The sequence below is a fragment of the Flavobacterium sp. W21_SRS_FM6 genome (assembly GCF_052119645.1).
Taxonomy (GTDB): Bacteria; Pseudomonadota; Gammaproteobacteria; order Enterobacterales; family Alteromonadaceae; genus Paraglaciecola.
In genome coordinates this window covers 38028-62244 of the sequence record NZ_JBGQOM010000012.1, presented here as the reverse complement: position 1 = coordinate 62244, position 24217 = coordinate 38028, and the positions used below count along the sequence as shown (strand labels likewise).

At 41.8% G+C, this 24217-nt stretch carries 26 protein-coding genes; 6 read left to right on the top strand and 20 right to left on the bottom strand.

Annotation, left to right across the window (positions count from 1 at the left end):
* Positions 1–29: 29 nt before the first annotated feature.
* The 9 genes from pdxH to rpoE form a co-directional block, all read right to left on the bottom strand.
* On the bottom strand, positions 30–671 hold the full coding sequence (pdxH, locus tag ACEN2L_RS17620; protein WP_441745410.1) for a pyridoxamine 5'-phosphate oxidase: 642 nt from the start codon (positions 669–671) through the stop codon (positions 30–32).
* Between the two features lie 25 nt (positions 672–696).
* On the bottom strand, positions 697–1599 hold the full coding sequence (gene era / locus ACEN2L_RS17615) for a GTPase Era (RefSeq protein ID WP_306019952.1): 903 nt from the start codon (positions 1597–1599) through the stop codon (positions 697–699).
* Positions 1589–2275 (bottom strand): ribonuclease III, encoded by a 687-nt coding sequence (gene rnc / locus ACEN2L_RS17610; RefSeq protein WP_306019951.1) that lies wholly within the window; start codon positions 2273–2275, stop codon positions 1589–1591. The genes era and rnc overlap by 11 nt, the downstream gene beginning before the upstream one ends.
* Positions 2276–3184: a signal peptidase I gene (gene lepB, locus ACEN2L_RS17605; protein ID WP_441745409.1), complete on the bottom strand. Its 909-nt coding sequence runs from the start codon at positions 3182–3184 to the stop codon at positions 2276–2278.
* Positions 3185–4975, bottom strand: a complete 1791-nt coding sequence (lepA, locus tag ACEN2L_RS17600) for a translation elongation factor 4 (RefSeq protein ID WP_441745408.1) — start codon at positions 4973–4975, stop codon at positions 3185–3187.
* 190 nt (positions 4976–5165) lie between these two features.
* Positions 5166–5654, bottom strand: a complete 489-nt coding sequence (locus ACEN2L_RS17595; protein WP_441745407.1) for a SoxR reducing system RseC family protein — start codon at positions 5652–5654, stop codon at positions 5166–5168.
* Entirely contained in the window at positions 5651–6706 is a 1056-nt protein-coding gene (locus ACEN2L_RS17590) for a MucB/RseB C-terminal domain-containing protein (protein ID WP_306019997.1), read from the bottom strand. The genes ACEN2L_RS17595 and ACEN2L_RS17590 overlap by 4 nt, the downstream gene beginning before the upstream one ends.
* The gene (locus ACEN2L_RS17585) at positions 6669–7289 is read right to left on the bottom strand and encodes a sigma-E factor negative regulatory protein (protein WP_441745406.1); all 621 of its coding nucleotides are present in this window, start codon (positions 7287–7289) and stop codon (positions 6669–6671) included. The genes ACEN2L_RS17590 and ACEN2L_RS17585 overlap by 38 nt, the downstream gene beginning before the upstream one ends.
* Positions 7290–7344: 55 nt before the next feature.
* Positions 7345–7926: an RNA polymerase sigma factor RpoE gene (rpoE, locus tag ACEN2L_RS17580; protein ID WP_441745405.1), complete on the bottom strand. Its 582-nt coding sequence runs from the start codon at positions 7924–7926 to the stop codon at positions 7345–7347.
* Between the two features lie 242 nt (positions 7927–8168).
* Between rpoE and nadB the strand changes: the two genes are divergently transcribed.
* On the top strand, positions 8169–9782 hold the full coding sequence (gene nadB / locus ACEN2L_RS17575) for an L-aspartate oxidase (protein WP_441745404.1): 1614 nt from the start codon (positions 8169–8171) through the stop codon (positions 9780–9782).
* A gap of 8 nt (positions 9783–9790) precedes the next feature.
* On the opposite strand, the gene ACEN2L_RS17570 is transcribed toward nadB, so the two are convergent.
* The 3 genes from ACEN2L_RS17570 to ACEN2L_RS17560 all read right to left on the bottom strand — a co-directional run bounded on the left by ACEN2L_RS17570 (position 9791) and on the right by ACEN2L_RS17560 (position 11366).
* Positions 9791–10615, bottom strand: coding sequence for a MaoC family dehydratase (locus ACEN2L_RS17570; RefSeq protein ID WP_441745403.1), 825 nt, complete (start codon positions 10613–10615; stop codon positions 9791–9793).
* Positions 10616–10687: 72 nt separating this feature from the next.
* Positions 10688–11128, bottom strand: coding sequence for a protein YgfX (locus ACEN2L_RS17565; RefSeq protein ID WP_441745402.1), 441 nt, complete (start codon positions 11126–11128; stop codon positions 10688–10690).
* The gene (locus ACEN2L_RS17560; RefSeq protein WP_306019939.1) at positions 11115–11366 is read right to left on the bottom strand and encodes an FAD assembly factor SdhE; all 252 of its coding nucleotides are present in this window, start codon (positions 11364–11366) and stop codon (positions 11115–11117) included. Before ACEN2L_RS17560 ends, ACEN2L_RS17565 begins: the two co-directional genes overlap by 14 nt.
* A 158-nt stretch (positions 11367–11524) precedes the next feature.
* Here ACEN2L_RS17560 and ygfZ point away from each other — a divergent pair, with 158 nt between their 5' ends.
* From ygfZ to ACEN2L_RS17545, 3 genes are all read left to right on the top strand, one after another.
* Entirely contained in the window at positions 11525–12451 is a 927-nt protein-coding gene (gene ygfZ, locus ACEN2L_RS17555; protein WP_306019937.1) for a tRNA-modifying protein YgfZ, read from the top strand.
* A gap of 66 nt (positions 12452–12517) precedes the next feature.
* Positions 12518–13006 (top strand): FKBP-type peptidyl-prolyl cis-trans isomerase, encoded by a 489-nt coding sequence (locus tag ACEN2L_RS17550; RefSeq protein WP_441745401.1) that lies wholly within the window; start codon positions 12518–12520, stop codon positions 13004–13006.
* 265 nt (positions 13007–13271) lie between these two features.
* The gene (locus tag ACEN2L_RS17545) at positions 13272–15197 is read left to right on the top strand and encodes a Cache 3/Cache 2 fusion domain-containing protein (protein ID WP_441745400.1); all 1926 of its coding nucleotides are present in this window, start codon (positions 13272–13274) and stop codon (positions 15195–15197) included.
* A gap of 95 nt (positions 15198–15292) precedes the next feature.
* Here the strand turns inward: ACEN2L_RS17545 and fadR are convergent, their stop codons facing one another.
* The gene (gene fadR / locus ACEN2L_RS17540) at positions 15293–16003 is read right to left on the bottom strand and encodes a fatty acid metabolism transcriptional regulator FadR (RefSeq protein WP_306019934.1); all 711 of its coding nucleotides are present in this window, start codon (positions 16001–16003) and stop codon (positions 15293–15295) included.
* 248 nt (positions 16004–16251) lie between these two features.
* Between fadR and nhaB the strand changes: the two genes are divergently transcribed.
* Both nhaB and dsbB read left to right on the top strand, forming a co-directional pair.
* Positions 16252–17841, top strand: coding sequence for a sodium/proton antiporter NhaB (gene nhaB / locus ACEN2L_RS17535; RefSeq protein WP_306019933.1), 1590 nt, complete (start codon positions 16252–16254; stop codon positions 17839–17841).
* A gap of 19 nt (positions 17842–17860) precedes the next feature.
* Positions 17861–18376 (top strand): disulfide bond formation protein DsbB, encoded by a 516-nt coding sequence (gene dsbB / locus ACEN2L_RS17530; RefSeq protein ID WP_441745399.1) that lies wholly within the window; start codon positions 17861–17863, stop codon positions 18374–18376.
* A 36-nt stretch (positions 18377–18412) separates the two neighbouring features.
* Here dsbB and ACEN2L_RS17525 read toward each other — a convergent pair whose 3' ends face one another.
* The 7 genes from ACEN2L_RS17525 to fadD form a co-directional block, all read right to left on the bottom strand.
* Positions 18413–18907: a YcgN family cysteine cluster protein gene (locus ACEN2L_RS17525; RefSeq protein WP_306019931.1), complete on the bottom strand. Its 495-nt coding sequence runs from the start codon at positions 18905–18907 to the stop codon at positions 18413–18415.
* Complete coding sequence (locus tag ACEN2L_RS17520) at positions 18904–19281, bottom strand: hypothetical protein (protein WP_306019929.1); 378 nt, start codon at positions 19279–19281, stop codon at positions 18904–18906. Before ACEN2L_RS17520 ends, ACEN2L_RS17525 begins: the two co-directional genes overlap by 4 nt.
* Before the next feature lie 3 nt (positions 19282–19284).
* Positions 19285–19965 carry a fumarylacetoacetate hydrolase family protein gene (locus ACEN2L_RS17515; RefSeq protein WP_306019927.1) on the bottom strand — a complete coding sequence of 227 codons (681 nt, stop codon included), beginning with the start codon at positions 19963–19965 and terminating at the stop codon, positions 19285–19287.
* A 1-nt stretch (position 19966) separates the two neighbouring features.
* Positions 19967–20947: a lytic murein transglycosylase gene (locus tag ACEN2L_RS17510; RefSeq protein ID WP_441745398.1), complete on the bottom strand. Its 981-nt coding sequence runs from the start codon at positions 20945–20947 to the stop codon at positions 19967–19969.
* The gene (locus tag ACEN2L_RS17505) at positions 20947–21222 is read right to left on the bottom strand and encodes a YcgL domain-containing protein (RefSeq protein WP_441745397.1); all 276 of its coding nucleotides are present in this window, start codon (positions 21220–21222) and stop codon (positions 20947–20949) included. Before ACEN2L_RS17505 ends, ACEN2L_RS17510 begins: the two co-directional genes overlap by 1 nt.
* An 11-nt stretch (positions 21223–21233) precedes the next feature.
* Positions 21234–22397: a ribonuclease D gene (rnd, locus tag ACEN2L_RS17500; RefSeq protein WP_306019922.1), complete on the bottom strand. Its 1164-nt coding sequence runs from the start codon at positions 22395–22397 to the stop codon at positions 21234–21236.
* 70 nt (positions 22398–22467) lie between these two features.
* Positions 22468–24123 (bottom strand): long-chain-fatty-acid--CoA ligase FadD, encoded by a 1656-nt coding sequence (gene fadD / locus ACEN2L_RS17495; RefSeq protein ID WP_306019921.1) that lies wholly within the window; start codon positions 24121–24123, stop codon positions 22468–22470.
* Positions 24124–24217: the final 94 nt, after the last annotated feature.

The following is a 24217-nucleotide window of genomic DNA, read 5'->3' as shown; positions in this document are numbered from 1 at the left end:
GCTAATAATTGCTGGCATGATTGAGAGCGCTAGGGCATTAAACGTTGCGTTTGCCACTGTTTATTACTGTCCAAGGTGTAAACGAAGCGATCATGCATGCGGTGCTCACCCCCTTGCCAAAATTCGATTTTATGAGGAATGACACGGTATCCCCCCCAAAAACTTGGAAGTGGCACTTCACCATGCATAAACTTTTGTTTCGCTTCATTGAATTGAGACATTAGTAATTGTCTTGTAGCGATAGGTCGACTTTGCTTTGATACCCAAGCAGCAATTTGGCTTGGTTTGGGACGTGAGACAAAATACTTAGCAACATCACCGACACTTAACTGCTCTGCCGTCCCGGATATTTTGACTTGTCTGTCGAGCATGTGCCAAGGAAAGTGCAAGGAAATCTTACTGTTGTGTTTTAGGTCATCCGCTTTTTTGCTTCCCAAGTTGGTATAAAAAACAAAACCACCTTGGTTAACGTCTTTAAGTAGCACTATGCGTTGTGATGGTTGTCCAGAGGGGTCAACGGTAGCCACCGTCATTGCCGTCGGATCATCTAATTTTGCATCTACTGCATTTTGTAACCAGATATCGAACAATTCCAAGGGGTCAGCAGTTAAATTTTCCGTATCTAATCCAGACTTGGTGTAGTCTCGCCTGATATCACTGATAGATTGCATGTTATGCCTCTTGGAATTGTTTTAATTAATTATCTAAACCATAACCAAGACTCCGCAATGCGCGCTCGTCATCGGCCCAACCTGATTTGACTTTGACCCATAGCTCTAAAAATACTTTAGCATCAAACAGCGTTTCCATATCTTTGCGCGCTTCGGCGCCGATGGTCTTAAGTCGTTGACCGCCCTTCCCTATTACCATGCTTTTCTGGCTGTCTCGTTCTACCAGAATTAGGCCGTTTATCCGGTACATCCCATTTTCACTCAGTAAAAATTGCTCTATCTCGACTGTTACTGAGTAAGGTAATTCGTCACCGGTGAAACGCATGAGTTTTTCACGAATGATCTCTGATGCCATGAAACGGCTTGAGCGATCGGTTATGTAATCCTCTGGAAAATAAAACTCACTAGGAGGCAAACTGTGTTGCACTAGCTTGCGTAACTCTTCCACATTTTTGCCAGTTTTAGCTGAAACAGGCATAATTTTTTGAAATGTGTGCTGTTCGCCCAACCACTTTAGGTGGGGCAGCATTGTTTCTTTATCTTTAACGTTGTCGGACTTATTTACGATCAACCAACAAGGCGCATTACTCTGTTGTATTTTTGTCAGGACCATTTGGTCGTCATCCGTCCACTTTGTGCCTTCGACCAAAAACAACACCAACCCAACGTCTCCAATAGAACTAGAGGCCGCACGGTTCATAAAACGGTTAATCGCCCGTTTTTCTTCAATATGTAAGCCGGGGGTATCAACATAGACAGCTTGGTATTGCTCTTCGCTGTCGATGCCCATAATTCTGTGTCTTGTGGTTTGTGGCTTACGTGAGGTAATACTGACTTTTTGTCCCAATAATTTATTGAGTAAAGTCGACTTACCTACATTAGGTCGGCCTACAATAGCAATCATGCCGCAATAGGTATTATCCTGCATTTGATAATTTCTCGAAGGCTTGTCTAGCAGCCTTTTGTTCTGCTTTTCGACGACTGTTGCCTTTACCTACAGTAGCTTGACTTAATCCTACTACCGAGCATTCGACGTGAAAAATTTGTTCATGGGATTGGCCTGCGATTTCAGTTACCTCGTATAAAGGCAAAGGTAATTTTCTGGCCTGCAAATATTCTTGTAAACGGGTTTTATCATCTTTAGAAACCAGTTGCGGGTCAAGTTCAGCTAAGCGCGTCGCAAACCATTGCAAAACGATAGGTTCACATTGTGATAAACCACTCTCTAAATAAATAGCGCCAATAATAGCTTCTATTGCATCAGCTAAAATAGAGTCTCGCCTAAAACCACCACTTTTTAATTCACCGGGACCTAATAATAGCAAATCGCCTAAATCAAATTCTCTAGCTAAGGCGGCAAGCGTATCACCTTTGACCAAGTTAGAGCGCATGCGTGTCAATTTACCTTCAGGTTGCGAAGGAAAACGTTCAAAAAGTTCTTTGGCGATAACCATACCCAGTATGGCATCACCCAGAAACTCCAGTCGTTCATTGTGCTTTTTATTAGCACTGCGATGCGTAAGCGCTAATTTTAAATTAGCGGGGTCGTTAAACGTGTATCCAATCTTTTTATATAAACTGACATAAGGATCGACAAGTTGCATTTATTGAATGCCACCCACTCGTTCAAATCTAACACCAGTAGGGATCCAACCCGGTACCCAACTACTTGGCACACGGTCAAACTCAAAACTAATCCAAATAGCCACTGCTTTACCAACTAGGTTTTCTTCAGGTACAAATCCCCAAAAACGACCATCTAGACTGTTGTCACGGTTGTCGCCCATCACAAAATAGTGCCCTTCTGGCACTAACCATTCGTCAACCTGCGTGCCTGGCTGTTGGTAGTATTCGCTAGACCGATTGCTTTTACTGGTGGTGCGATAAATCTGATGACTGACTTCACCTAATTGTTCAGTTAACTTTTCAAGAGGTGCAAAATTTTGGAATTCTTCACCAACACTTTCAAATTTTAACTCCACCGTTTGCAAAGCAGGGCAATTATCAGGGGTACTGCATGCAGGTTTAATCTGTAGTTGTTTGTTACGATAAATTACCGTATCACCGGGCAAACCCACTACACGTTTAATGTAATCCAAACGAGTATCAACGGGGTATTTAAATACCACTACATCCCCTCTTTTTGGCTCACCAATATCCACAAATTTTTTACGCATGACAGGATCTTTAAGGCCATAGGTAAACTTTTCAACTAAGATAAAGTCCCCCACTAGCAAAGTAGGCATCATTGAACCTGATGGGATTTGAAAGGGTTCGTATAAAAATGAACGCAGCACTAAGACAAAGGCTATTACAGGAAATATCTGTTGTGCAGTATCTACCAGCCACGGCAATTGTTCATCGGCTTTAAGGCCTGCATTATCTCCTTGCATTGTGCCAGCTAGCGCCATACGTTCACGTCTTTTAGCGGCAAACAGCAAACTGTCGAGTAACCAGATTAAGCCAGAGCCAATAGTTAATACGACTAAAAAGATAGAAAAATAATTTGCCATTTATTTACCCACCTTCAATATTGCCATAAATGCGTCTTGAGGTAGTTCAACGTTCCCTACTTGTTTCATCCGTTTTTTACCTTCTTTTTGCTTCTGCAATAACTTTTTCTTACGGCTCACATCACCACCGTAACACTTTGCAATAACGTTTTTGCGTAATTGTTTAATGGTACTTCTGGCGATTATTTGGTTGCCGATCGCTGCTTGAATAGCAATATCAAACATCTGTCTTGGAATAATTTCACGCAACTTTTCAACGATATCGCGCCCCCGGCCTTGTGCATTATCACGGTGTGTAATCATTGCCAAGGCGTCGACTTTTTCAGCGTTAATTAGGATATCTAAGCGTGCCATGTTGGCCGCCTGGAAGCGTTTAAAATTGTAGTCCAAAGAGGCAAAACCACGGCTGGTAGATTTCAGTCTGTCAAAGAAATCCACCACGACTTCGGCCATAGGTAAGTCATAACTCAAAGCAACCTGTTTACCATGATAGGTCATGTTATTTTGTGTGCCGCGTTTTTCTACACATAGAGTTATCACGTTACCTAAATATTCTTGTGGCACCAGTATATTGGCTTCAACGATAGGCTCACGAATTTCTTGAATATTATTAACTGGCGGCAATTTTGAAGGATTATCAACATAGATAATCTCACCTGATGAATCCACAACTTCATAAACAACGGTAGGCGCAGTAGTGATCAAATCGAGATTATATTCTCGTTCTAATCTTTCTTGAACAATTTCCATGTGTAACATGCCGAGGAAACCTATGCGGAAACCAAAGCCCAAGGCAGATGAACTTTCTGGTTCAAAAAATAAAGAAGCATCATTTAAACTTAATTTGTTTAATGCGTCTCTGAAGTCTTCGTAATCGTCTGAGCTAATTGGAAACATACCGGCATAAACTTGCGGTTTAATTTTCTTAAAGCCAGGCAGAGCCTGAGCCGCAGGATCCTTAGCAAGAGTGATGGTATCGCCAACGGGAGCGCCATGGATTTCTTTAATACCGGCGATGATAAAACCCACTTCTCCGGCACTTAATACTCCAGTATCGGTGGCTTTAGGTGTGAAAATCCCAACCTTATCAACTTGATGCACCACGCCATTTGACATGATTTTCATTTTGTCGTTTTTACGCAACTTCCCATCAATGATTCTCACCAACGATACAACGCCTTGGTAGTTGTCAAACCATGAATCAACAATTAAGGCTTTTAATGGCTTATTTACATCGCCCTCGGGAGGGGGGACTTGATTAACAATAACCTCAAGTACATCTTCGATACCGATACCGGTTTTGGCCGAACAACGTACTGCGTTCATCGCTGAAATACCGACAATGTCTTCAATCTCAGCAGCAACGCGATCGGGCTCTGCTTGAGGTAAGTCAATTTTATTAATAATTGGAACCACTTCCATCTCGAGCTCGATGGCGGTATAGCAATTTGCAAGGGTTTGCGCTTCAACACCTTGACCAGCATCAACCACCAATAAGGCACCCTCACAGGCCGCTAGAGAACGAGAAACCTCGTAGGTAAAGTCGACGTGCCCCGGCGTGTCGATAAAATTCAACTGATAGGTTTCACCATCTTTTGCGACATAGTTAAGCGTAACGCTTTGTGCCTTAATAGTAATACCGCGTTCTCGTTCAATATCCATTGAATCGAGCACTTGCTCAGCCATTTCACGAGCCTGAAGGCCACCGCAGTGCTGAATAAGTCTGTCTGAGAGGGTTGATTTACCGTGATCAATGTGGGCGATGATAGAAAAGTTACGTATGTGCTTCATTTGCATAGCGATTTAGAAAAATACCTAGTGCTGTTGCTTTCCCCAAGCGCTTGTTTGAACAATGCAAGCATGCTCAGGCGAAATACGGGAACAATTTGATTAAATAGGGGTGGATTTTACATTTTTATAGTTAACTTTGCGACAATGATCTCAGGAATACTTGAGCTAATCACCTAAGATTTTCAATTTGTCACAAATTTTTGACTGAAATAGTCTCTACGGGGTTCGGATACACTTCTATCAACGTAGGACAGTACTGTAAATTATTGGCATCAGCCAACTTATTTCTGATCAGCAGAAAAACAACACCCGCCATAATAAAGCCTGTCAATACCACCCATAATTCCGATTCTAAGGCTAAAAACGGCATAACATAACTTGCCAATGATGAGCCTAAAATGAGCCCAAGAAGAGGAAGTAAATAGACTTGCAATGAGGCGCTTAGCAATGACTCTTCGGGCACTCCCAACTTGACTTTTTGGCCGATAACTACAGCGTGTTCATAAGGTAATTTTATACTTTGTTTTTTAGGTGAGAAAGCTTTGGCTACCACACTGGTTCCACAATTAGTTTGTGCTTGGCAAGAACTGCAGGTTGTCTTAATGGCAGTTTCAACCCAAATGTTCTGTACGCCATGTTCTTGAGTTACAGAAACAATAGTTCCCACTTCTTCGATCATCGTTTTCTAAGTACTTGAATTGATTTCAATATTGCATCAGCTGTCGCAGCAGGTACTTTGCCAACCACCGTAACGCTGACTTCACCTACTTGGCGAGTCAATATGGTATTGGATTCATGTCGACCAATTATATCTTGAGGTGCGTTAAGACTGGGTAAAGGTTGCAAATAAATAGAAACATCGACTAAACCATCTGACAATAAGATGTAATCAACCACATCTCCTGTCATGGGTAAACGATGAATATCTTGTTTTACAATATGCATACCCATTGGCAAATTCGTAATATCCCATCTCGGCGGATTGCTTGCTGAATTGGGGAGTTCGAGAATGTCCGGCAGCATATCTTGTTCAATTTTTGCAAAAAATGGGTCAGGGCTGTCACTGACATGGATACCGGTCACTTGAATTTGCTCGATTAATTGTCCCTCAAGATTGACCATGTTCATTTTAAGGATTAAGCCAGTTTCTTGATCTAACCATAAATTAAGGCCAAATCGACTTTTGTCTTTACTGATGACTCTGAGTTGTTGAGCTGAGCGCCCCGAAATTCGGCTTCTACCAACTAAAACAAATTCATAACCATCAAATAATTGCTCTGGATTATACAACAGTTCACTGGGAAATGGCCCATTGATAGTCTGAGACCGCAAACTGTAGGGCGGCACGTTTGGTTCAAAATAACTCACTTTGTTGCCCACACGCACAATTTCTCTGCCTGGGCCATTAAGTAGATTAAGTTGCTCCATCTCAACGCCCCTTGTGTCAATGCCGTGTCGCCATAAATACGGCTGCGAATCCACACCGGGCTTTAACACAACCAAAGAAATACTGTAGTTGAGAGTTTGTACCGCTTCAGAGAGCTTCTTCAACCATCCTTCGGCGTTATCAATGGGATAAGATGGATTTGAATTTTCTGGAACAGGAGAAAGGCTTTGTTCTTCTTGGGCGATACCCACAAATGACACTAAACACAAACTAAGCAGCCCAACCTGAAATTGGGCTGCGAAGCGCTTAAGGATTTTGCTCAACGACGTTAGACTGCGAATCACTCTTTTCAACTTGTTGTTCCACATCAGAAATTGGATTTAATTCTACAGATTTTAACTGCATTTGTTGCTGATGATCAGCAATATAAGCATTAATTCTGCGTTTTTGCTCAACCATGTCATTTTGAGGTACCGTCGAGGTTTGCTCGAAACTCACAGGAGATAAGCCCCCTGGAATACCTAATATCGGGGCTGCCGAGTTAAATGGTTGTTCCACATCTGATTGATTATATTGTTGAACTCCAATAATCATTGCAACGGCAACTGATGCTGCAATGGCCATTTGACCACCTTGCTTAACAAAAGGAATAACAGCGCTTATCACAGGGGCATCACGCCATGTCTTTTTAGGAGCCAATATAGCTGGCTCTGACTCCAGTGCTAAGGCAACATTTGCAGCGATGTCGAATTGCAATTGATTTGGTAACTCTTTCCGAAGACCGTAACGCACTAAATGATAAGAGTGCCATTTTGCTTGTAACTCTTTATCATCTTTAATCGCGGCAATCGTATCATTACCCTGCATATCAAATTGAGTGTTTTCACCATCAATTAGAGCTGACAAATTTTCAAACTTTTGCGACATACAAATTGTTTCCCGCTAAATATAAATTAAGTATCTAAAACCATTTAACCGAGGCTTAATCATTCATAAGCATTGGTTGAATCACTTTATCTAATGCTTCTCTGGCCCGGAAAATCCTTGATCTTACCGTACCAACAGGACAATCCATGACATTGGCTATATCTTCATAGCTCATTCCGTCTAGCTCTCGTAGGCTAATGGCCATACGCAAATCTTCAGGTAACTGTTCTAGCGTATCAAATAACACCTTTTCCATCTGATCAGACATCAAACTTTTTTCTGGTGAATTATTTTCTTTTAGCGCATCGCTACCATCGTAAAAATCGGCTTCTTCAGCGTCAACATCATTCGCTGGTGGTTTTCTGCCTTGCGATACCAGGTAATTTTTAGCGCTGTTTACCGCTATCCTATAAAGCCACGTGTAAAATGCACTATCACCTCTGAAACTCGGTAAAGCTCGGTATGCTTTTATAAACGCTTCTTGCGATACATCGGCTACATCACCCGTATTTTTCACATAACGCGAAACCAGATAAGCCACTTTATGCTGGTACTTCACCACCAGCAAACCAAAAGCATTTTTGTCTCCGCGCTGCACTCTTTCAACTATTTGTTGATCTGTGAATTGCTCGCTCATTCGAGCCTTTACTCCTTTACGAATTAATACTGCGACTCATGCAAGCACAAGTATTGACTGCGGCTTGCTATGAAAGTTCGATTTTACATCAGTTTTTTATCAAAAAATTTGCACTTTGAGAAAACCTGTCTATTAAGTGAGCAGTTTTACAGGATTTATCGTCTAAACCCTTTGGAATGATTGTAATTTTTAGGCTGTTAATTAGTATGACAGGACTTATTAAGTTTAATTGCGAGTAGTGTATGCACTCAAGCGTCGAACATCAATGTGATGTCCTTATTATTGGCAGTGGTGCGGCGGGTTTAAGTTTAGCACTGAAACTTGCAGAGCATTGTCAAGTAATCGTGCTTAGCAAAAGTGATATATCTGAAGGGTCAACAAAGTATGCTCAAGGCGGCATTGCCGCGGTATTTGATGAAGGCGATTCCATAGACAGCCATGTGGAAGATACGCTAAACGCTGGGGCAGGCTTATGTAATAAAGACGCCGTTTATTTTACTGCTTCTCGCGCCAAACAGTGCATGCAGTGGTTAATAGAATTTGGTATGCCATTTGATCAAATAGCTGGTATCGAAAAAACTGCGGCCAATCCAGAAACACGCTTTCATCTTACCAGAGAAGGCGGACACAGCCACCGCCGCATTTTACACTCTGCAGATGCCACTGGAGCAGCGGTCCAACTGACCTTAGTAGAAGCAGTAAAACACCATCCTAATATTCATCTATTTCAACGTTACAATGCTATTGACCTCATAAAAAGCAGCTCGGATAAAGACGTTATTATCGGCGCTTACGTGTGGAATAGAAAACGAGAAAGTGTAGAAGTTATCCGCTCAAGATTCGTCGCACTCGCAACAGGCGGTGCCAGTAAAGTGTATCAATACACCTCAAATCCAGATGTCTCCAGCGGAGATGGGATAGCCATGGCGTGGCGCTCTGGTTGCCGTGTCGCCAATATGGAATTTAACCAATTTCACCCTACTTGCCTGTATCACCCTGAAGCTCGCAACTTTCTTATTACCGAAGCCTTAAGGGGCGAAGGAGCAAAGTTATGCCATGCCGATGGCACCCCTTTCATGCATCGCTTTGACGAAAGAGGCGATTTAGCTCCGCGAGATATTGTAGCCCGTGCAATCGATTTTGAAATGAAACGCTTAGGTGCTGATTGCATGTATTTAGACATCAGTCATAAACCTAGCGACTTTATCGTCCAGCATTTCCCTAATATTTATCGTAAGTGCCGTTCCTTAGGTATTGATATCACTCAGCAAGCCATCCCTGTGGTACCCGCTGCTCACTATAGCTGTGGCGGTGTAATGACAGACTTTGATGCAAAAACTGATTTGGACAATCTCTACGCGATTGGCGAGGTAGCCTATACCGGTTTGCATGGTGCAAATCGTATGGCGAGCAACTCTTTATTAGAGTGCATTGTTTATGCCCATGCAGCTGCCGATCATATAGTCAATCGTCTGGAGGAAACCAGGGAAGCGGAGCCCATTAAATCTTGGGATGAGAGTCAGGTAAGCAATTCAGATGAAGAAGTCATCATACAGCACAATTGGCATGAGCTGAGATTATTCATGTGGGACTATGTGGGAATAGTCCGTACCAACAAACGTCTAGAGCGAGCACAACACCGAATCGCTCTATTAAAACAAGAAGTGGATGAATATTACTCGCATTTTAAAGTGAGCAATAACTTGTTGGAGTTACGTAACTTATTGACCGTAGCAGATTTGATCGTTAGGTGCGCGCAAGATCGCAAAGAAAGCCGTGGCCTACATTATAATCTCGATTATCCCGAGCTATTAGAAAAATCAGGCCCTACTATCATAGCAGGTAAAACTAGCTAGTTTCAGATCTACGTATGCGTCAATCTGCCTGTCATATGTTCAACAGGCAGATTGTGCTTCGCACTTTTAACCGCAAAGTTTAATTCTTCCGCATAGCCCTGTTGCGCTTGTTGGTAAAAGCCAACATTACTAGGTAAATAAAGCGGTTTTTTAAAGGTAACTTCACACTTAAATGGCTTTCCGACTATGTTCTTGTTGTTTTCAAATAACGCTGAAATCACTCGAGACTTTAACCACATCCCATGAACAATATGGCCCTTAAAACCAAATAACTTTGCAGTCAAGGGATACAAATGAATGGGATTATAGTCACCCGAACAATTTGCATACAGCCTTCCCAAATTACTGTTTAATGCCCACTGCTGTTGATCACTTAGCAGGGATGTACTTTCAGTGTACTCAATCAATTTTGTTCGAATGGCCGACATATCACGTTTCAGATATTGATGTTGTGCGCTGAGCACACGAACCCCATTCACATAAAAGTGGCTCGCAATAAGAAATTTCCAGCCAATATCTGATTTTGTAATTTCACCAAATTCGCAAGTTATATCAATGCGATCAGAAGCAAGCACCACCTTGTATTGCTCGATATGATTGTATAAGTGCACTAAACCAATCACGGAAAACGGAAACTGCTGATGTAACATGAGTTTGATTTGTAAAGGAAAAGCCAAGGTATGCAAATAGCCAGGGTGAACAGCCTCATTGTGTCGCCAATGCACGGCTTGATTAAATCGCTGGATTCGCACGGCGTCTAATGTGATGTTTTGAACCCGAAATCGCAATGAAGGCAATGAATTTTCACAGTCAAAGGTGACCGTTTTTTTCATAAGAATACTAGGAACGAGGTGCAAAAACGGGGGAACGCGAGTAAGCGTCTGTTCGATAATTTTTGGCATATTCTATTGTGATTTTTTCTGTTGCAGTAACAAAATAACCCGACAAAGGCGACGATAGTCTGCTTCGCTTACCTGATCTTTATACACAAAAACCCATTGTGCAGTTTTAGCGTCAATTGGCGAAATAAGATGGACCCACAGCAACCAAGGTGTCACTCTCGATTTTCCACTCATGCGCCATTGAGATGGATTATCCTGCTCTAAATCGTCCCACTCCCCTTGCACACTCAACGCGATCAAGCGAGGCAATGTTTTCTTGCAGGCCAGTAAGCTCGTAAACGCGAACCAAAGAATGATGCCTGCAAAAAGAAATTGAATGACAGGTTGATAAGGCATAATGTTAGATTGCCAGTGACAAATCGATGCTAAAACAAGGCCCCAAAACAGTAATAGTACGAAAAACTTATACTGTGATGGAGCTAATTCAATCCTATACTTTGACACGACTTAGTATATGGCTAATCATGGCTTTAATTTCTGGGTCTTTGCATTCTAAGTGACCCATAAACCAAGCATATAAATCAGGATCATCAAACGTGAGCAAACGTTCAAATATAAGTTGATGCTCATCATCAAGCTGTTCAAAACCATTTTCAACAAAAGGCATAAACAACACATCTAGTTCTAACATTCCACGCCGACAGGCCCATTTCAATCGACCTAATCGTTGTTTATCAAACATGTTTTTTCCTCATTTTCACGTGTCCCCGTTATTTACTCATTGAAAAATCACAACATGATACCATTAATACGACGTAGCGCATTTTTGGATGCATTGAAGCATTAAGAACCCAACACTTGCAAACGAAACAAATTAACTCCAACAAATTAGAGATAAATATGGTTCCTAGCGATTTCTATACAAGCTTAACTGAAAAAGGCGTGATCCAACTCTCAGGCGCAGAAAGAGAGAAGTATCTGCAAGGCCAAGTCACCGCGGATGTCGCTTCGCTAAAAGGAGACAATGCACTGTTAGCCTGTCACTGTGACTTTAAGGGCAAAACGTGGAGTGTAAGTTACTTACTCAGTTGGAAAGAATCTTTACTGCTGATAACTCACTGTTCGGTGATTGAAAAATCACTGGCTGAGCTTAAGAAATACGGTGTATTCGCCAAAGTTGATATAATCGATGCCAGTAACGATTGGATAGTTACAGGCGGTGTGGGCAAAGAAACTGAAGCTGAAATCATTCGGGTTTTTGGTCACTTACCTGAAAAACATCAAGACTATTGCAAAAATGACCAGGGTATTGCTCTACTCCTTGAAGGTAACATCAAGCGCTATCTTATTCTGCAACCTAAAACAGCTAATGATCTCATTACGATAAAGCCGTCGCCTCTTCATGAAAGTAGTTGGGAGATTGAGGATATTAAAGCAGGCATTGCCGATGTTCGAGCGCAAACATGCAATGAATTTGTGCCACAAATGATGAACCTACAACAACTTAATGCCATCAGTTTCACAAAAGGGTGTTATATGGGGCAAGAAGTTGTCGCTCGAACAAAATACCTAGGTAAAAATAAACGGGCTGCTTTTAGGCTACATTCTGAAACGTCCAGAGCAGTAGGCATTGGCGAAAAGTTAGAAGTACAGATGGGCGAAAATTGGCGCCCAGCAGGAACCGTGTTGCGTTGCGGTGTTGCCAATGAACAAACTTGGTTGCTCGCCACATTGGCCTCCGACACAGAAATTGGTACCATTGTGCGCTTAAAAGATGTGCCTGAAGCTCTTTTTACTGTTATGCCACAACCATACGAATTAACCTAAATTTAGGTTAAGCCAACTCATGCTTTTGATGCTTAGCCAAGTATCAGCACAATTAATATTTGGACCATGATGAAAATTACTCAAGATACTGTAGCCACCATTCACTTCACTGTCTGTACAGAAGATGGAACTCAAATAGACTCGTCACGGGAAGGTAAACCAATGGACTACCTGCAGGGCAGCCACTACCTCATACAAGGATTAGAAAATGAATTAGAGGGCAAACAAGCCGGTGACAAGTTTGCAATTGATGTTACCCCAGAACTTGCCTACGGCGAACGTCACGATGCCCTTGTACAAGTTGTGCCAAAATCAATGTTTGCAGACTTAGAAGTGAATCCTGGTATGACGTTTCGTGCAACCACGGATGATGGCGAACAATCAGTAATGGTCATAGATGTCACTGACGATGAAGTCGTCGTTGACGGAAACCATCCTCTTTCGGGTTTAACCTTGAATTTTGATGTTGAAGTGCTGGCGGTCAGAGCTGCGACGGATGAGGAAATTGCCCATGGTCATCCTCACTCTGAAGAAGGCTGTGGCCACAATCACTAATTCGATTAAAAAATTAGCGGATTTTTTAAAAATAGTACTATCAAAAGAAAGGTGGCTTGCTGTAGCCCGTTAGCCACCTCCATCCTCTGTTTATTAAAGCCTTTGGTTAGTCAACTGTCTATTAACCCTTGCCACGCAATCCAACTAACAATTTGATTTACTGCCGTAAATTGATTTTATTCCCGAATATTCCATACTCCGAGTGGCTGTAATTAAAATTTGACCGATAACAACTACGTTAATGATCTGACTTTTGGAGTCCACAATGTCTATCCTACGAAAATTCATACTATTCTTAAGCGCTGTCATTGTCTTTTTTACCTTAGTGCTAGGCATTATCAACGCGTTATCGGTCTCATCGAATATTCAAAAGCGTGTTGAAACTGAAAAACAACAAACTACAGACCAATTACTAACAATCTTAGATATAACCGACAGCCTCATGTCTGAGCGGGTTAAAAGCAGCATGAAGTTGTTACTGGAGCGGGTGAACAAGCTGGGAGCTGCAAGTTTAGGGGAGTTAACACAAGTAAACGGTGCTGATGCTTCTCAATTGACATTAGGCAGTCAGAATATCGCAAATAATTTTGACTTAGTGGATGGCTTAACTCAAGTCATGGATGGCACTGCCACCCTATTCAGCGAATACAACGGCGACTTTATTCGCATCTCTACCAATGTAATGAAAGAGGGAAAAAGAGCGATCGGCACCAAATTATCGCCTAATGGAAAGGCTATCGCTCAGATAAAAGCTAAAAAAGCCTATTATGGACAAGTGGATATACTAGGTAATCCTTACCTCACAGGCTATGAGCCACTGTTTGACACCAATAACAAGGTGGTTGGCATCGCTTATGTCGGGTATTCCGCTGATCTGTTGGCGCTAGAGAAAGCCTTGAATGAAAGTAAAATACTAGAACAAGGGTTTGCTTTATTAAGAGACAGTAAAGGCAATGTAAGACTGCATTCCAAACATGTTGACTTAAACACGATAAATCAAGCCCTTGATGGCAGTTCAGACAAATGGAGTGTCAATGTTATCCCTTTTCAAAAATGGGGTTATGACATTGTACTGGCCTATTCCTTAGAAGAAGAGCAAGGCATTTTAATCAAAGAACTAACATGGCTTTTAATCAAAATTTTAGTGGGTGGTGCCGGTGTTCTATTTAGTATTTTCTTTTTGGTGAAATACTTTGTAGGCAAACCTCTGACTAATTTTATTACTGTCATCAATAGTATTGCTAACAAAGACGGAGATTTAACGGTTAGATTTAATGAAAAAAGTAATGACGAGTTTGGCGCCATGGCCAAGGGGTTTAACTTACTGCTCAGTAAACTCCAAATCACTATCCGAGAAATTAATCAATCTACGCAAGAGCTTGCCACCAGCGGTGCTGAGTTAATGGGTATTGCAGAGCAGTCAAAACATCTCGCCAAACAAGTAACCGACAAGAGTTTAAGTATTTCAGGCTCAATTTCTATTTTACAAACTAACTCTCAAGATGTAGCGAACAATACCAAATTGGCAAATCAAGCAGCGCAAGTGTCTGATGATGAAACCAATCGCAGTGTGAAAGCCTTGGATGTCACGATCCAAAAAATACAAACCCAAGCAGATGAAATTAATAAATCAGTGGATGTCATTCAAAGTCTAGCCAAATCCAGTGATGAGATAAGTGGGGTGTTAGAAGTTATCCGCACGATTGCTGAACAAACTAACTTATTAGCTTTGAATGCAGCCATTGAAGCGGCTCGAGCAGGTGAACAAGGTCGTGGCTTTGCCGTGGTAGCAGATGAGGTGAGATCGTTAGCGAGCCGCACACAAACCTCGACCACAGAAATTCAAGCTATGATAGAGCGCCTTCAGTCAGGTAGTAAACAAGCGACAAGCATAATGACAACGAATAAAGGCATAGCCTTCGAGACAGTCAGTTCAACGGAGGAAGCCGGCCAAACACTGCGAAGTGCTTTGGAATCTGTTTCGCAAATTTATGCACTTAATGCTCAAACATCAGATTATGTCGCTCAGCAAATAAAGATTTCAGAACACATCAGCCAAGAGGTAAAAATCATTAATGACATGGGCGTCAATAATGTAGATTACGCCAACCAAGTGAGCCAAAACTGTAAAGAGTTGTTAGCAACAGTAACGAGTATTCAAAATTACTTGGCGCAATATAAAATCAAATAACGACGAGAAAATAGAGTCATAAAGAGGGGTAATTAAAACTTGAAACCGAATTTGAGGTCAGGGCAGACCTCAATTCTGAAAATAAATCGCTACCATTAATCAACTAGGCCTTTGGGCATATCATCACGCATTTCTTGCCAAATTTTGCCACTTTTAATGCCATAGGTTCTGATCACTAATGGAACCTGTTTGTAATCACCTGACTGAGCTAGTTCAAGCAATTGATGGTAATACGCTGTAGTTAATTCACGGGATTTAGGGTTTGAGAAAAAATAGCCCCCAATCCTTGAATACAAGCCTTTAAATCCATTCATCATTAACACATACACCGGATTACCTGAGGCATTGGCTAAATCATGGGTCAATTGATAGTCATTGCTCGCAAATTCGATACCATTATCTGGTGCGTCACAATACTTTTGCATTATTTCGATGGCTCTTTGCTGGTTATTCCGAATAGCACCACGTATAAACACCGCACTTAAATTCGTTCTCGCGGCCAGTAGGTTATCAACAAGTTCTGGGATCCCTTCTTCATCGAGGCGGGCAAGTGTCTCGAGTATATTCAGGCCGGAGGTTTCCCAAAAATTATTGACCTTGGTCGGTTTACCGTGTTGGATCGTTAACCATCCATCGCGAGCAAGTCTTTGTAACACCTCACGTAGGGTCGTACGAGTGACACCAATAAGTTCAGACAATTCGCGCTCCGCTGGTAAAATCGTACCGGGGGGAAAGCGTCCGCTCCATATAGATTCCACTATGTATTCTTCAGCAAACCCTGCAGGACTTTGTGCCTTATAAATCATTTATTACTCGCTTGGATGATTATGTTGTTATTATTTGTTAACTGATTGTACCAGAGGAATTTTAATCGGAACAATTAAACTTTGTTGGATGTTTTACCGCTATAATTTTACTGAGGCTCGAATGCGGTAACATTACCTTAATTTTAATCGCATAATAATATGTAAGCTTTAGATTTACCTTGCTTTTTTACGTTACACTATTTAAAACAGCTATATAATAATTCCAAGTTCTACAAGGATACTCATTTATGCAAATGTCGATACCTCAGGCCATTGCCGCCAATTTTTTAGGTAAAGCGCCCACTTGGTACAAACAAGCTATCATCGCCTTTTTAGTCATTAACCCCCTTTTATTCATGTTTGACCCCTTTATTGCAGGCTGGGCGCTTGTTGCTGAATTTATATTTACCTTAGCCATGGCTTTAAAATGTTATCCCTTGCAACCAGGGGGCATCTTATTAATGCAAGCTCTGTTTATTGGCATGACAACACCAGAACACATGAAACATGAAATGGTCGTAAACGTAGAAGTTATCTTACTGCTGGTGTTTATGGTGGCTGGTATCTACTTTATGAAAGGTCTACTGCTGTATTTATTCACCAAGTTGCTACTTAAACTTGAAAACAAAATTACTCTTTCTATCGCCTTTGCCGCAGCATCGGCATTTTTGTCTGCTTTTTTAGACGCCCTAACCGTGGTTGCCGTGATTATGACAGTGGCTATGGGCTTTTATTCGATTTACCACAAAGTGGCATCAGGTAAAGACTTTCATTCAGATCACGACCATTCACATGACGAACAATTACCTCATCCCAGTCGCCAAGATTTAGAGGATTTTAGGGCTTTTTTACGCAATTTGATGATGCATGCAGCCATTGGTACCGCCCTTGGTGGTGTTATGACTATGGTAGGAGAGCCGCAAAACCTGATTATTGCAGATAAAGCAGGTTGGAATTTTATTGAGTTTTTCATTCGTATGTCACCCGTCACTATCCCAGTTTTTATCGCTGGCCTCCTGACGACCTATACCGTTGAGAAATTTAAGTTATTCACTTACGGTGCGCAATTATCTCCCGTGGTACGTGAAATATTGACGAATTACAGCAAAAATGTAGACGAAAACCTCACTAGCCAAGACAAAGCAAAATTAGGCGTTCAAGGTTTGATTGCTGTGTGGTTAGTGATCGGTCTAGCTGGACACTTTGCAGCCGTGGGTTTGATCGGTTTATCAATTATTGTTTTGGCGACATCCATGAGCGGTATTATTGATGAGCACTCTATAGGCAAGGCCTTTGAAGAGTCTTTACCTTTTACGGCCCTGTTATGTGTATTTTTTGGGGTAGTGGCAGTCATTATTGACCAAGGTCTTTTTACGCCAGTTATCGATTGGGTACTTAGTTATGAGGGCAAAACTCAATTGGTACTATTTTATTTGGCCAACGGTTTACTCTCGATGGTCAGCGATAACGTATTTGTTGGCTCGGTGTATATCACCGAAGTGACTGCTGCACTAAAAAGCGGGGCGATTACGCGCGACCAATTTGATATGCTTGCGGTAGCTATCAACACGGGTACTAATCTACCCAGTGTCGCCACACCAAATGGCCAAGCTGCATTTTTATTCTTACTTACCTCTGCCATTGCGCCGCTCTTGCGTTTATCTTACGGCACCATGGTGTATATGGCTTTACCCTACACCATCGTATTAACACTTGTTGGCTTAGCCGGTGTTTACTTCGGATTAGAAGACATAACCTCTTGGATGTATGGCGTGCATTTAATTGAACACCACTCAGCCGCTGCCGCAGGTGGTTTAGTGACACCGGCTTCACACTAAGGTTAAGGAAGCAGTACGTATGATTAATTTTTTGGCTAATCTGGGTCGTCAACCGCTTGCATGGGTGCTGTTGTTTTCATCAGCATTATTGTTGGAGTTAACTGCCCTGTATTTCCAGTACGCTATGAATTTGCAGCCTTGCATCATGTGTATTTATCAACGCACCGCGGTGTTTGGTATACTATTTTCGGCCCTAATCCCGCTTTTACACAACAACATCCTTACACGTCTTGCTGGTTATATCGGCGTTGGTGTTTCTGCTATTTGGGGACTGTTGATAGCAATAGAGCATGTTGATTTACAAACATCTAAGTCCATTTTTTCCATTTGTGAGATTGTTCCAAATTTTCCTAGCTGGGCACCGTTGCACGAATGGTTACCTAATATTTTTGCGGCAACGGGAGATTGCGGTGATATAAATTGGTCGTTTTTAGGTATGTCGATGCCACAGTGGATGATCGTTGTTTTCGCGATTTATAGTGCCCTTTTAGTCCTGGTGCTACTGAGTAAACTAATCAATAAAAAAGCGCGTTAGCGCTTTTTTTATTTGTCATGGCTACACACCAACAGATCAGTCTAAGTCCTGCAAAGGCCACAGCGCAATATAATCCTCGAAGTCATCCAAATTAACATCGTGATCGGCAACAGTTTTACCTCTCACCGACATTCCAGCTAAGTGCATCGCCGTCTTTTTACCTTTATGTCGTAAAGGATGCCAGGAGGGTAATCCTCGTCCCTCATGCAGCCTACGATAACTGCAACTAGCAGGCATAAAAAAGATATCTTGCAGATTATCTTTTGTTAATTTCACACATTCTGGCACTAACGTGGTTCTTTGACTGTACTGCGTACACGCACAAGTTTTGGTATTTAATAATCCACAAGCAATGTTGGTGTAATGTACTTGCTCGTTATCTTTTAACTCGTCTGTACTTATTGCCTCTTCCACGTTTTCGTCATCAATAAACTTGTGCAAACAACATTTGGCGCAACCGTCACAGACGCCTTCCCATTCATCCTTAGTCATTTCTTCTAAGGTTTTAACTTCCCAGTAAGGCTTGTTCATATATTAAATAGCAACCACATCATGGCATCGCTGCGACTATCAAAATTTTTAATGGGTAGATTATAACGTTCTGACATTTCGCCTACTAAATTGTGTGTGTTGTCTTGTGGGTTAATCAATCGAGCGATTTTCATTTCAGTTAACCACCCCTCTTCTTTTATAGCGAGTAGCAAAGTTGTCATACTCATTTTTGAACAGCTTATAATAAGTTGCGTATCATCCAGCACTACATTCTTAACTTGGTTTTTACCTGCTAATTTTACAATACTCTTCAGCATATGCTCTATTTCAAGCACTCTAGATACCGTGCCCGTAGCTTCACAAATGAGAAGCTTATTGGCCGAATCAACTTCATAAGTAAAAGATAAACTCACTGGCTAGTTGACCTTGGTTGATAGGGTAAAAAAATCATGAAAACTCAGTTCAAGCACATCATTCGGACACAGCTGAGCCACCCCTTTTGGCGTACCGGTTAAAACGATATCCCCCGCTAGCAAGCTAAAGCTTTTTGATATTTCACTCAGCAATGTATTAATACTAAAAAGCATGTCCTGACTATTCCCTTCTTGACGTTGTTGTCCATTTACCGTTAACGCAAAGCGTAATTCGTTGTGATTATTCACTGCTGACTTTTCAACAAAAGGTGACATAGGGCAACTGCCATCAAAGGCTTTGGCGCGCTCCCAAGGATGCCCGTCACGTTTAAGTTCGGATTGCACATCGCGCAACGTCAAATCCAGCCCCAAGCCGTAACCCCAAATGGCCTGCTCTACTTCATCAGGGCTGGCACATTTAAGTGGCTTTGCCAGTAATACGGCAATTTCAAGCTCATTATGGCATTGACCTAATCCTTTGGGGATATCAATATTTTGACGTAGGTATATTAAACTAGTGGATGGCTTCATAAATAATATAGGCTTTTGGGGCACTGCATTATTTAGTTCTTGAACATGCATTAAGTAGTTACGCCCGACGCACACCACTTTCCCAACCGGCAAATCAATCTTCTTTCCTGATAACGCCTGATGTTGATAGTCATTATTTATTGATAAGCTCAAGTTAACTGCCCTTTTTGATTCTTTCAGACAAGTACCCAATTGATACGCCAAAGTAACTTGAACGGTTCCACTTCATTAAGGTATGGAAGTTGTCGTAAACCAAATAAATTCGACCATCATCACCATCAGGTGCCACTAAAGATGCAAATAAATCTATAGTAGGCAGATCTTGTCCGTTATATCTGCGAACGCCCAAAGATTGCCAATCGGCTAAACTTTTACGTTTTTCTTTTCCCAGGCCAACTAAAGCCATGTCAAACCCCTCTGGTACGTCAACTTGACGCCCCCAGGTTTGTTGTTCATTCCACCCTTCAGATTTTAAAAAATTTGCAATTGACGCAAATACATCTGCCGTTGAACCCCATATATCTTTTTTACCGTCTGCATCAAAATCCACTGCATAGGCTAAAAATGTGGTTGGCATAAATTGACTTTGCCCCATCGCCCCAGCCCAAGAACCTAAAAATTTATCTCGGCTAATGTGCCCTTGTTCCAATATGCTCAAGGCAGCAAATAACTGCTTCTTAAAAAAGGCTTCACGACGTCCCTCATAAGCCATCGTAGCCAGTGAGGATATGACAGGATAATTCCCCATATAGCGACCAAAGTTACTTTCATTACCCCATAAAGCCACAATAAACCGAGCCTGAACGCCATATTGCCATTCAATTTGAGCAAGCAAAGCCTTGTGCTGTTCCATTAACTCTAAGGCTTGTTTTACTTTCCAGTCAGGCACTCTGCTGCTTAAATAACGGTCGAGCGTAATTTTAGTTTCAGGTTGGTTTTTATCGGCTACAACGGCTTTTTGATGAAACTGCACATCTGAAAACTGTTGTTCCACAAATGTTTCAGAAAAGCCCTCAGCAATGGCATCTCGTTTCAGTTGGGCAACATAGTCATCAAAACTTACCTTATCATTGGCAATACTAAGGCAAGAAAAAATACATAAAATGAGTAGGCTTAATCGATATCTAAAACACATTACTCGGTCCTTTGCGCTGCTAAATGGCTTTTCAACATATTCTCTACAGGAGGAGGAAGCTGCAAATAAAATCCTTTGGTTGTTAATTCACTTCGTAACTTTTCTATATCCATACTTGCTAACTTACGATCGTTTTTTAAGGGCATAATCATCAAAAAGATAGGGGAACCAAAAGTATTCATTAAGGCTGGTGGTACTTGGGAAAAATCATCTCTCCCCGGCACATAGAGGTAGGTTTCGGCTTTTTTGCTACTTTTATACACTGCACATAACATGCAAATAACTCCTAATTATTCTTTACTAGCGCTTCACGCAAACACAAACCATCTACAGACAACAGTCTAGGTAAGAAGTATTCTCTGCGCCATCCACTAATCAAATCAGGCTCTAGTTTCATCGCTCGTAATTCATCGTACTTACACCAGCACCAAGAAATAAGTTGATTAACTTGTTTTTTAGAACCCACAATTTCATTGGGCACCGCTAGCTCTGCTGACACTTGTTGACACACTTCACGTATCGCCGCGCTGACTTTTTTAAATTGAGTAAACTCGGTTAATCTTTCTATCTTGGCAGGGTATTGCTCAGGCTCAATATCTTGACAACTTTGGATTATATTGAGCATCGCCTCACCGTGGATACGGATTTCATGATGATTAATGCCAGGCACAGCCGCCAGAGCCGCTTTGCTTAATGGATTCTTTTTCGCGATTTCAACTAAATTTTGCTCTTTGACAACAAAGTTAAGGGCAAGATCTCGTATTCTTGCTGTTTCCATACGCCACGCTGCTAAACGCTGCAATACCAGTAAGGCTTTGCCACTTAATTGCCAGTTATGGGTAATACCCAAATAAATAGCGTCCAGTGGCATCAAAGTTTGTTTCTTCATAGCCAAACTGGTCATTTCACTAAAAACCCACGCCAGCTTATCTTGCTCAAGTACTTTTGCTTTTAATTCAGGATAAAGTTGATGTAAGTAAAGGACGTCGTTTGCGGCATATGCGCATTGCTCGGCACTCAATGGCCGGGCCAACCAATCAGTACGTGACTCGCCTTTATCAACCGTGACATTGAGCATAGTTTCGACTAATTTTGCATAACCTAAAGAGGTTCCCATCCCCACGATACTTGCAGCAAATTGACTATCAAATATAGGGCTTGGCATAATTTTAAACGCATGCCAAAAGGTTTCTAAATCCTCTGAACAAGAATGCAGCACTTTTACCACGTCGGGATTTGTTAATAGGCTGATCAAGCTTGAACAATCACCCACTTTTAAGGGGTCGACTAGGACGAGTTCTTTTCCATCATACAACTGGATAAGACCTAATTGCGGATAAAGTGTTCGGGTTCTTACAAACTCAGTGTCGACCGCCAACACATCACATTGGCTCGCGCTCGCACAGAAATTTTCGAGTGCGCTGGTTTCAGTAATAAAGGTATATTGCATAGCATTCCAAAATAGTAAAAAACCGGCAGAAGCCGGCTTTTTATGGTAACACGTGGTGTTAAGTTAAAAGTTACTTATCACGAAGCTCTCTGCGCAGTATCTTACCAACATTAGTTTTAGGAAGCTCGTCTCTAAACTCAACTTTTTTCGGAACTTTGTAAGCGGTTAGATGAATACGGCAGTGATCAATCAACTCTTTTTCCGTTAAAGACTCATTCCGTCTTACCACAAAAAGCTTAACTAATTCACCCGTAGCCTCGTTTGGAACACCTACAGCAGCCACTTCGACCACATTCGGGTGCATAGCCGCCACCTCTTCTATTTCGTTAGGAAACACGTTAAAACCCGAGACTAAAATCATGTCTTTTTTGCGATCGACGATATAAAAGTAACCCTCTTCATCACAACGAGCGATATCGCCTGTTGCCAACCACCCGTCGACAATCATCTCTTGGGTCGCTTCAGGACGATTTAAATAGCCCAACATCACTTGCGGCCCTTTAACTAACATTTCCCCCGGTTCACCGAGCGCAACTTCTTTACCCGCCTCGTCAACCAATTTTATATTGGTCGACGCAACAGGTAGACCAATGGAGCCTTTGTATTCTTTAATACTAGGGGGGTTTACCGTCACCACTGGACAACACTCTGTGAGCCCATATCCCTCAAGTAAAACATGGCCTGTTACCTTCTGCCAACGCTCAGCAACGGCTTTTTGTACTGCCATTCCGCCCCCTAAAGCAAAGTTTAAGCGACTGAAATCGAGTTGATCAAAACCAGGGGTATTCAACAGACCATTAAATAGCGTGTTAACACCAGTCAAAACGGTAAAGGGGAAATTAGCTAACTCTTTCACAAAGCCCGGCATATCTCTGGGGTTAGTGATCAGCAAATTTGTACAACCATACTTAACGAAAGTCAGGCAATTGGCCTGCAACGCAAAGATATGGTAAAGCGGTAGCGCGGTGACCACTTGTTCTTTACCTGGGGTGATGGCAGTTTCAAGCACCGTAGATATTTGCTCTAAGTTAGCAACAATATTCCGATGAGTTAACATTGCGCCTTTAGATACACCAGTGGTGCCGCCGGTATATTGCAAAAACGCAATATCATCGCCGCTCAATTGCGGTCTAGTGTAGGCATGATTTCGCCCAGATTTAACGGCATCAATAAACGACTCAGCTTGTGGCAGGTGGTATTTTGGCACCAGCTTTTTGACATACTTAACGACAAAATTTGTTAGCCATTTTTTGATTGGTGGCAACATGTCGCCCAGAGAAGTCAGTAAAACCGACTTAACATTGGTATTTTTAATGACCTCACTTAGGGTATGCGCAAAATTCTCTACTATAACAATCGCTTTGGCATCAGCGTCTTTTAATTGGTGTTGCAGCTCACGAGCTGTGTATAACGGATTGACGTTAACCACAACCATACCGGCACGCAATACACCAAATAAGGCCACCGGATATTGCAGCAAATTGGGCATCATAATGGCAACGGCATCACCTTTTTTGAGTCCCGAGTTTTGTAAGTACGCAGCGAAGTGTTGTGATTGCTCATCTAATTCAGCAAAAGTCATACTTTTACCCATATTGATGTAGCTGGTATTAGTTGCATATTTCTTTATTGACTGCTCAAAAATATCAACGACAGAAGAATAACGATCAGGATCTATTTCTGCTGGCATAGTAGGGGCGTAACTTTTTAACCAGATTTTTTCCACTTTGCCTCCAGGCACAACTCATTTATCTTTGTAGCTATCATCATTACCAAACTACAAATAATTTATTAAGGGGTACGACCAGTTGATTCTAACC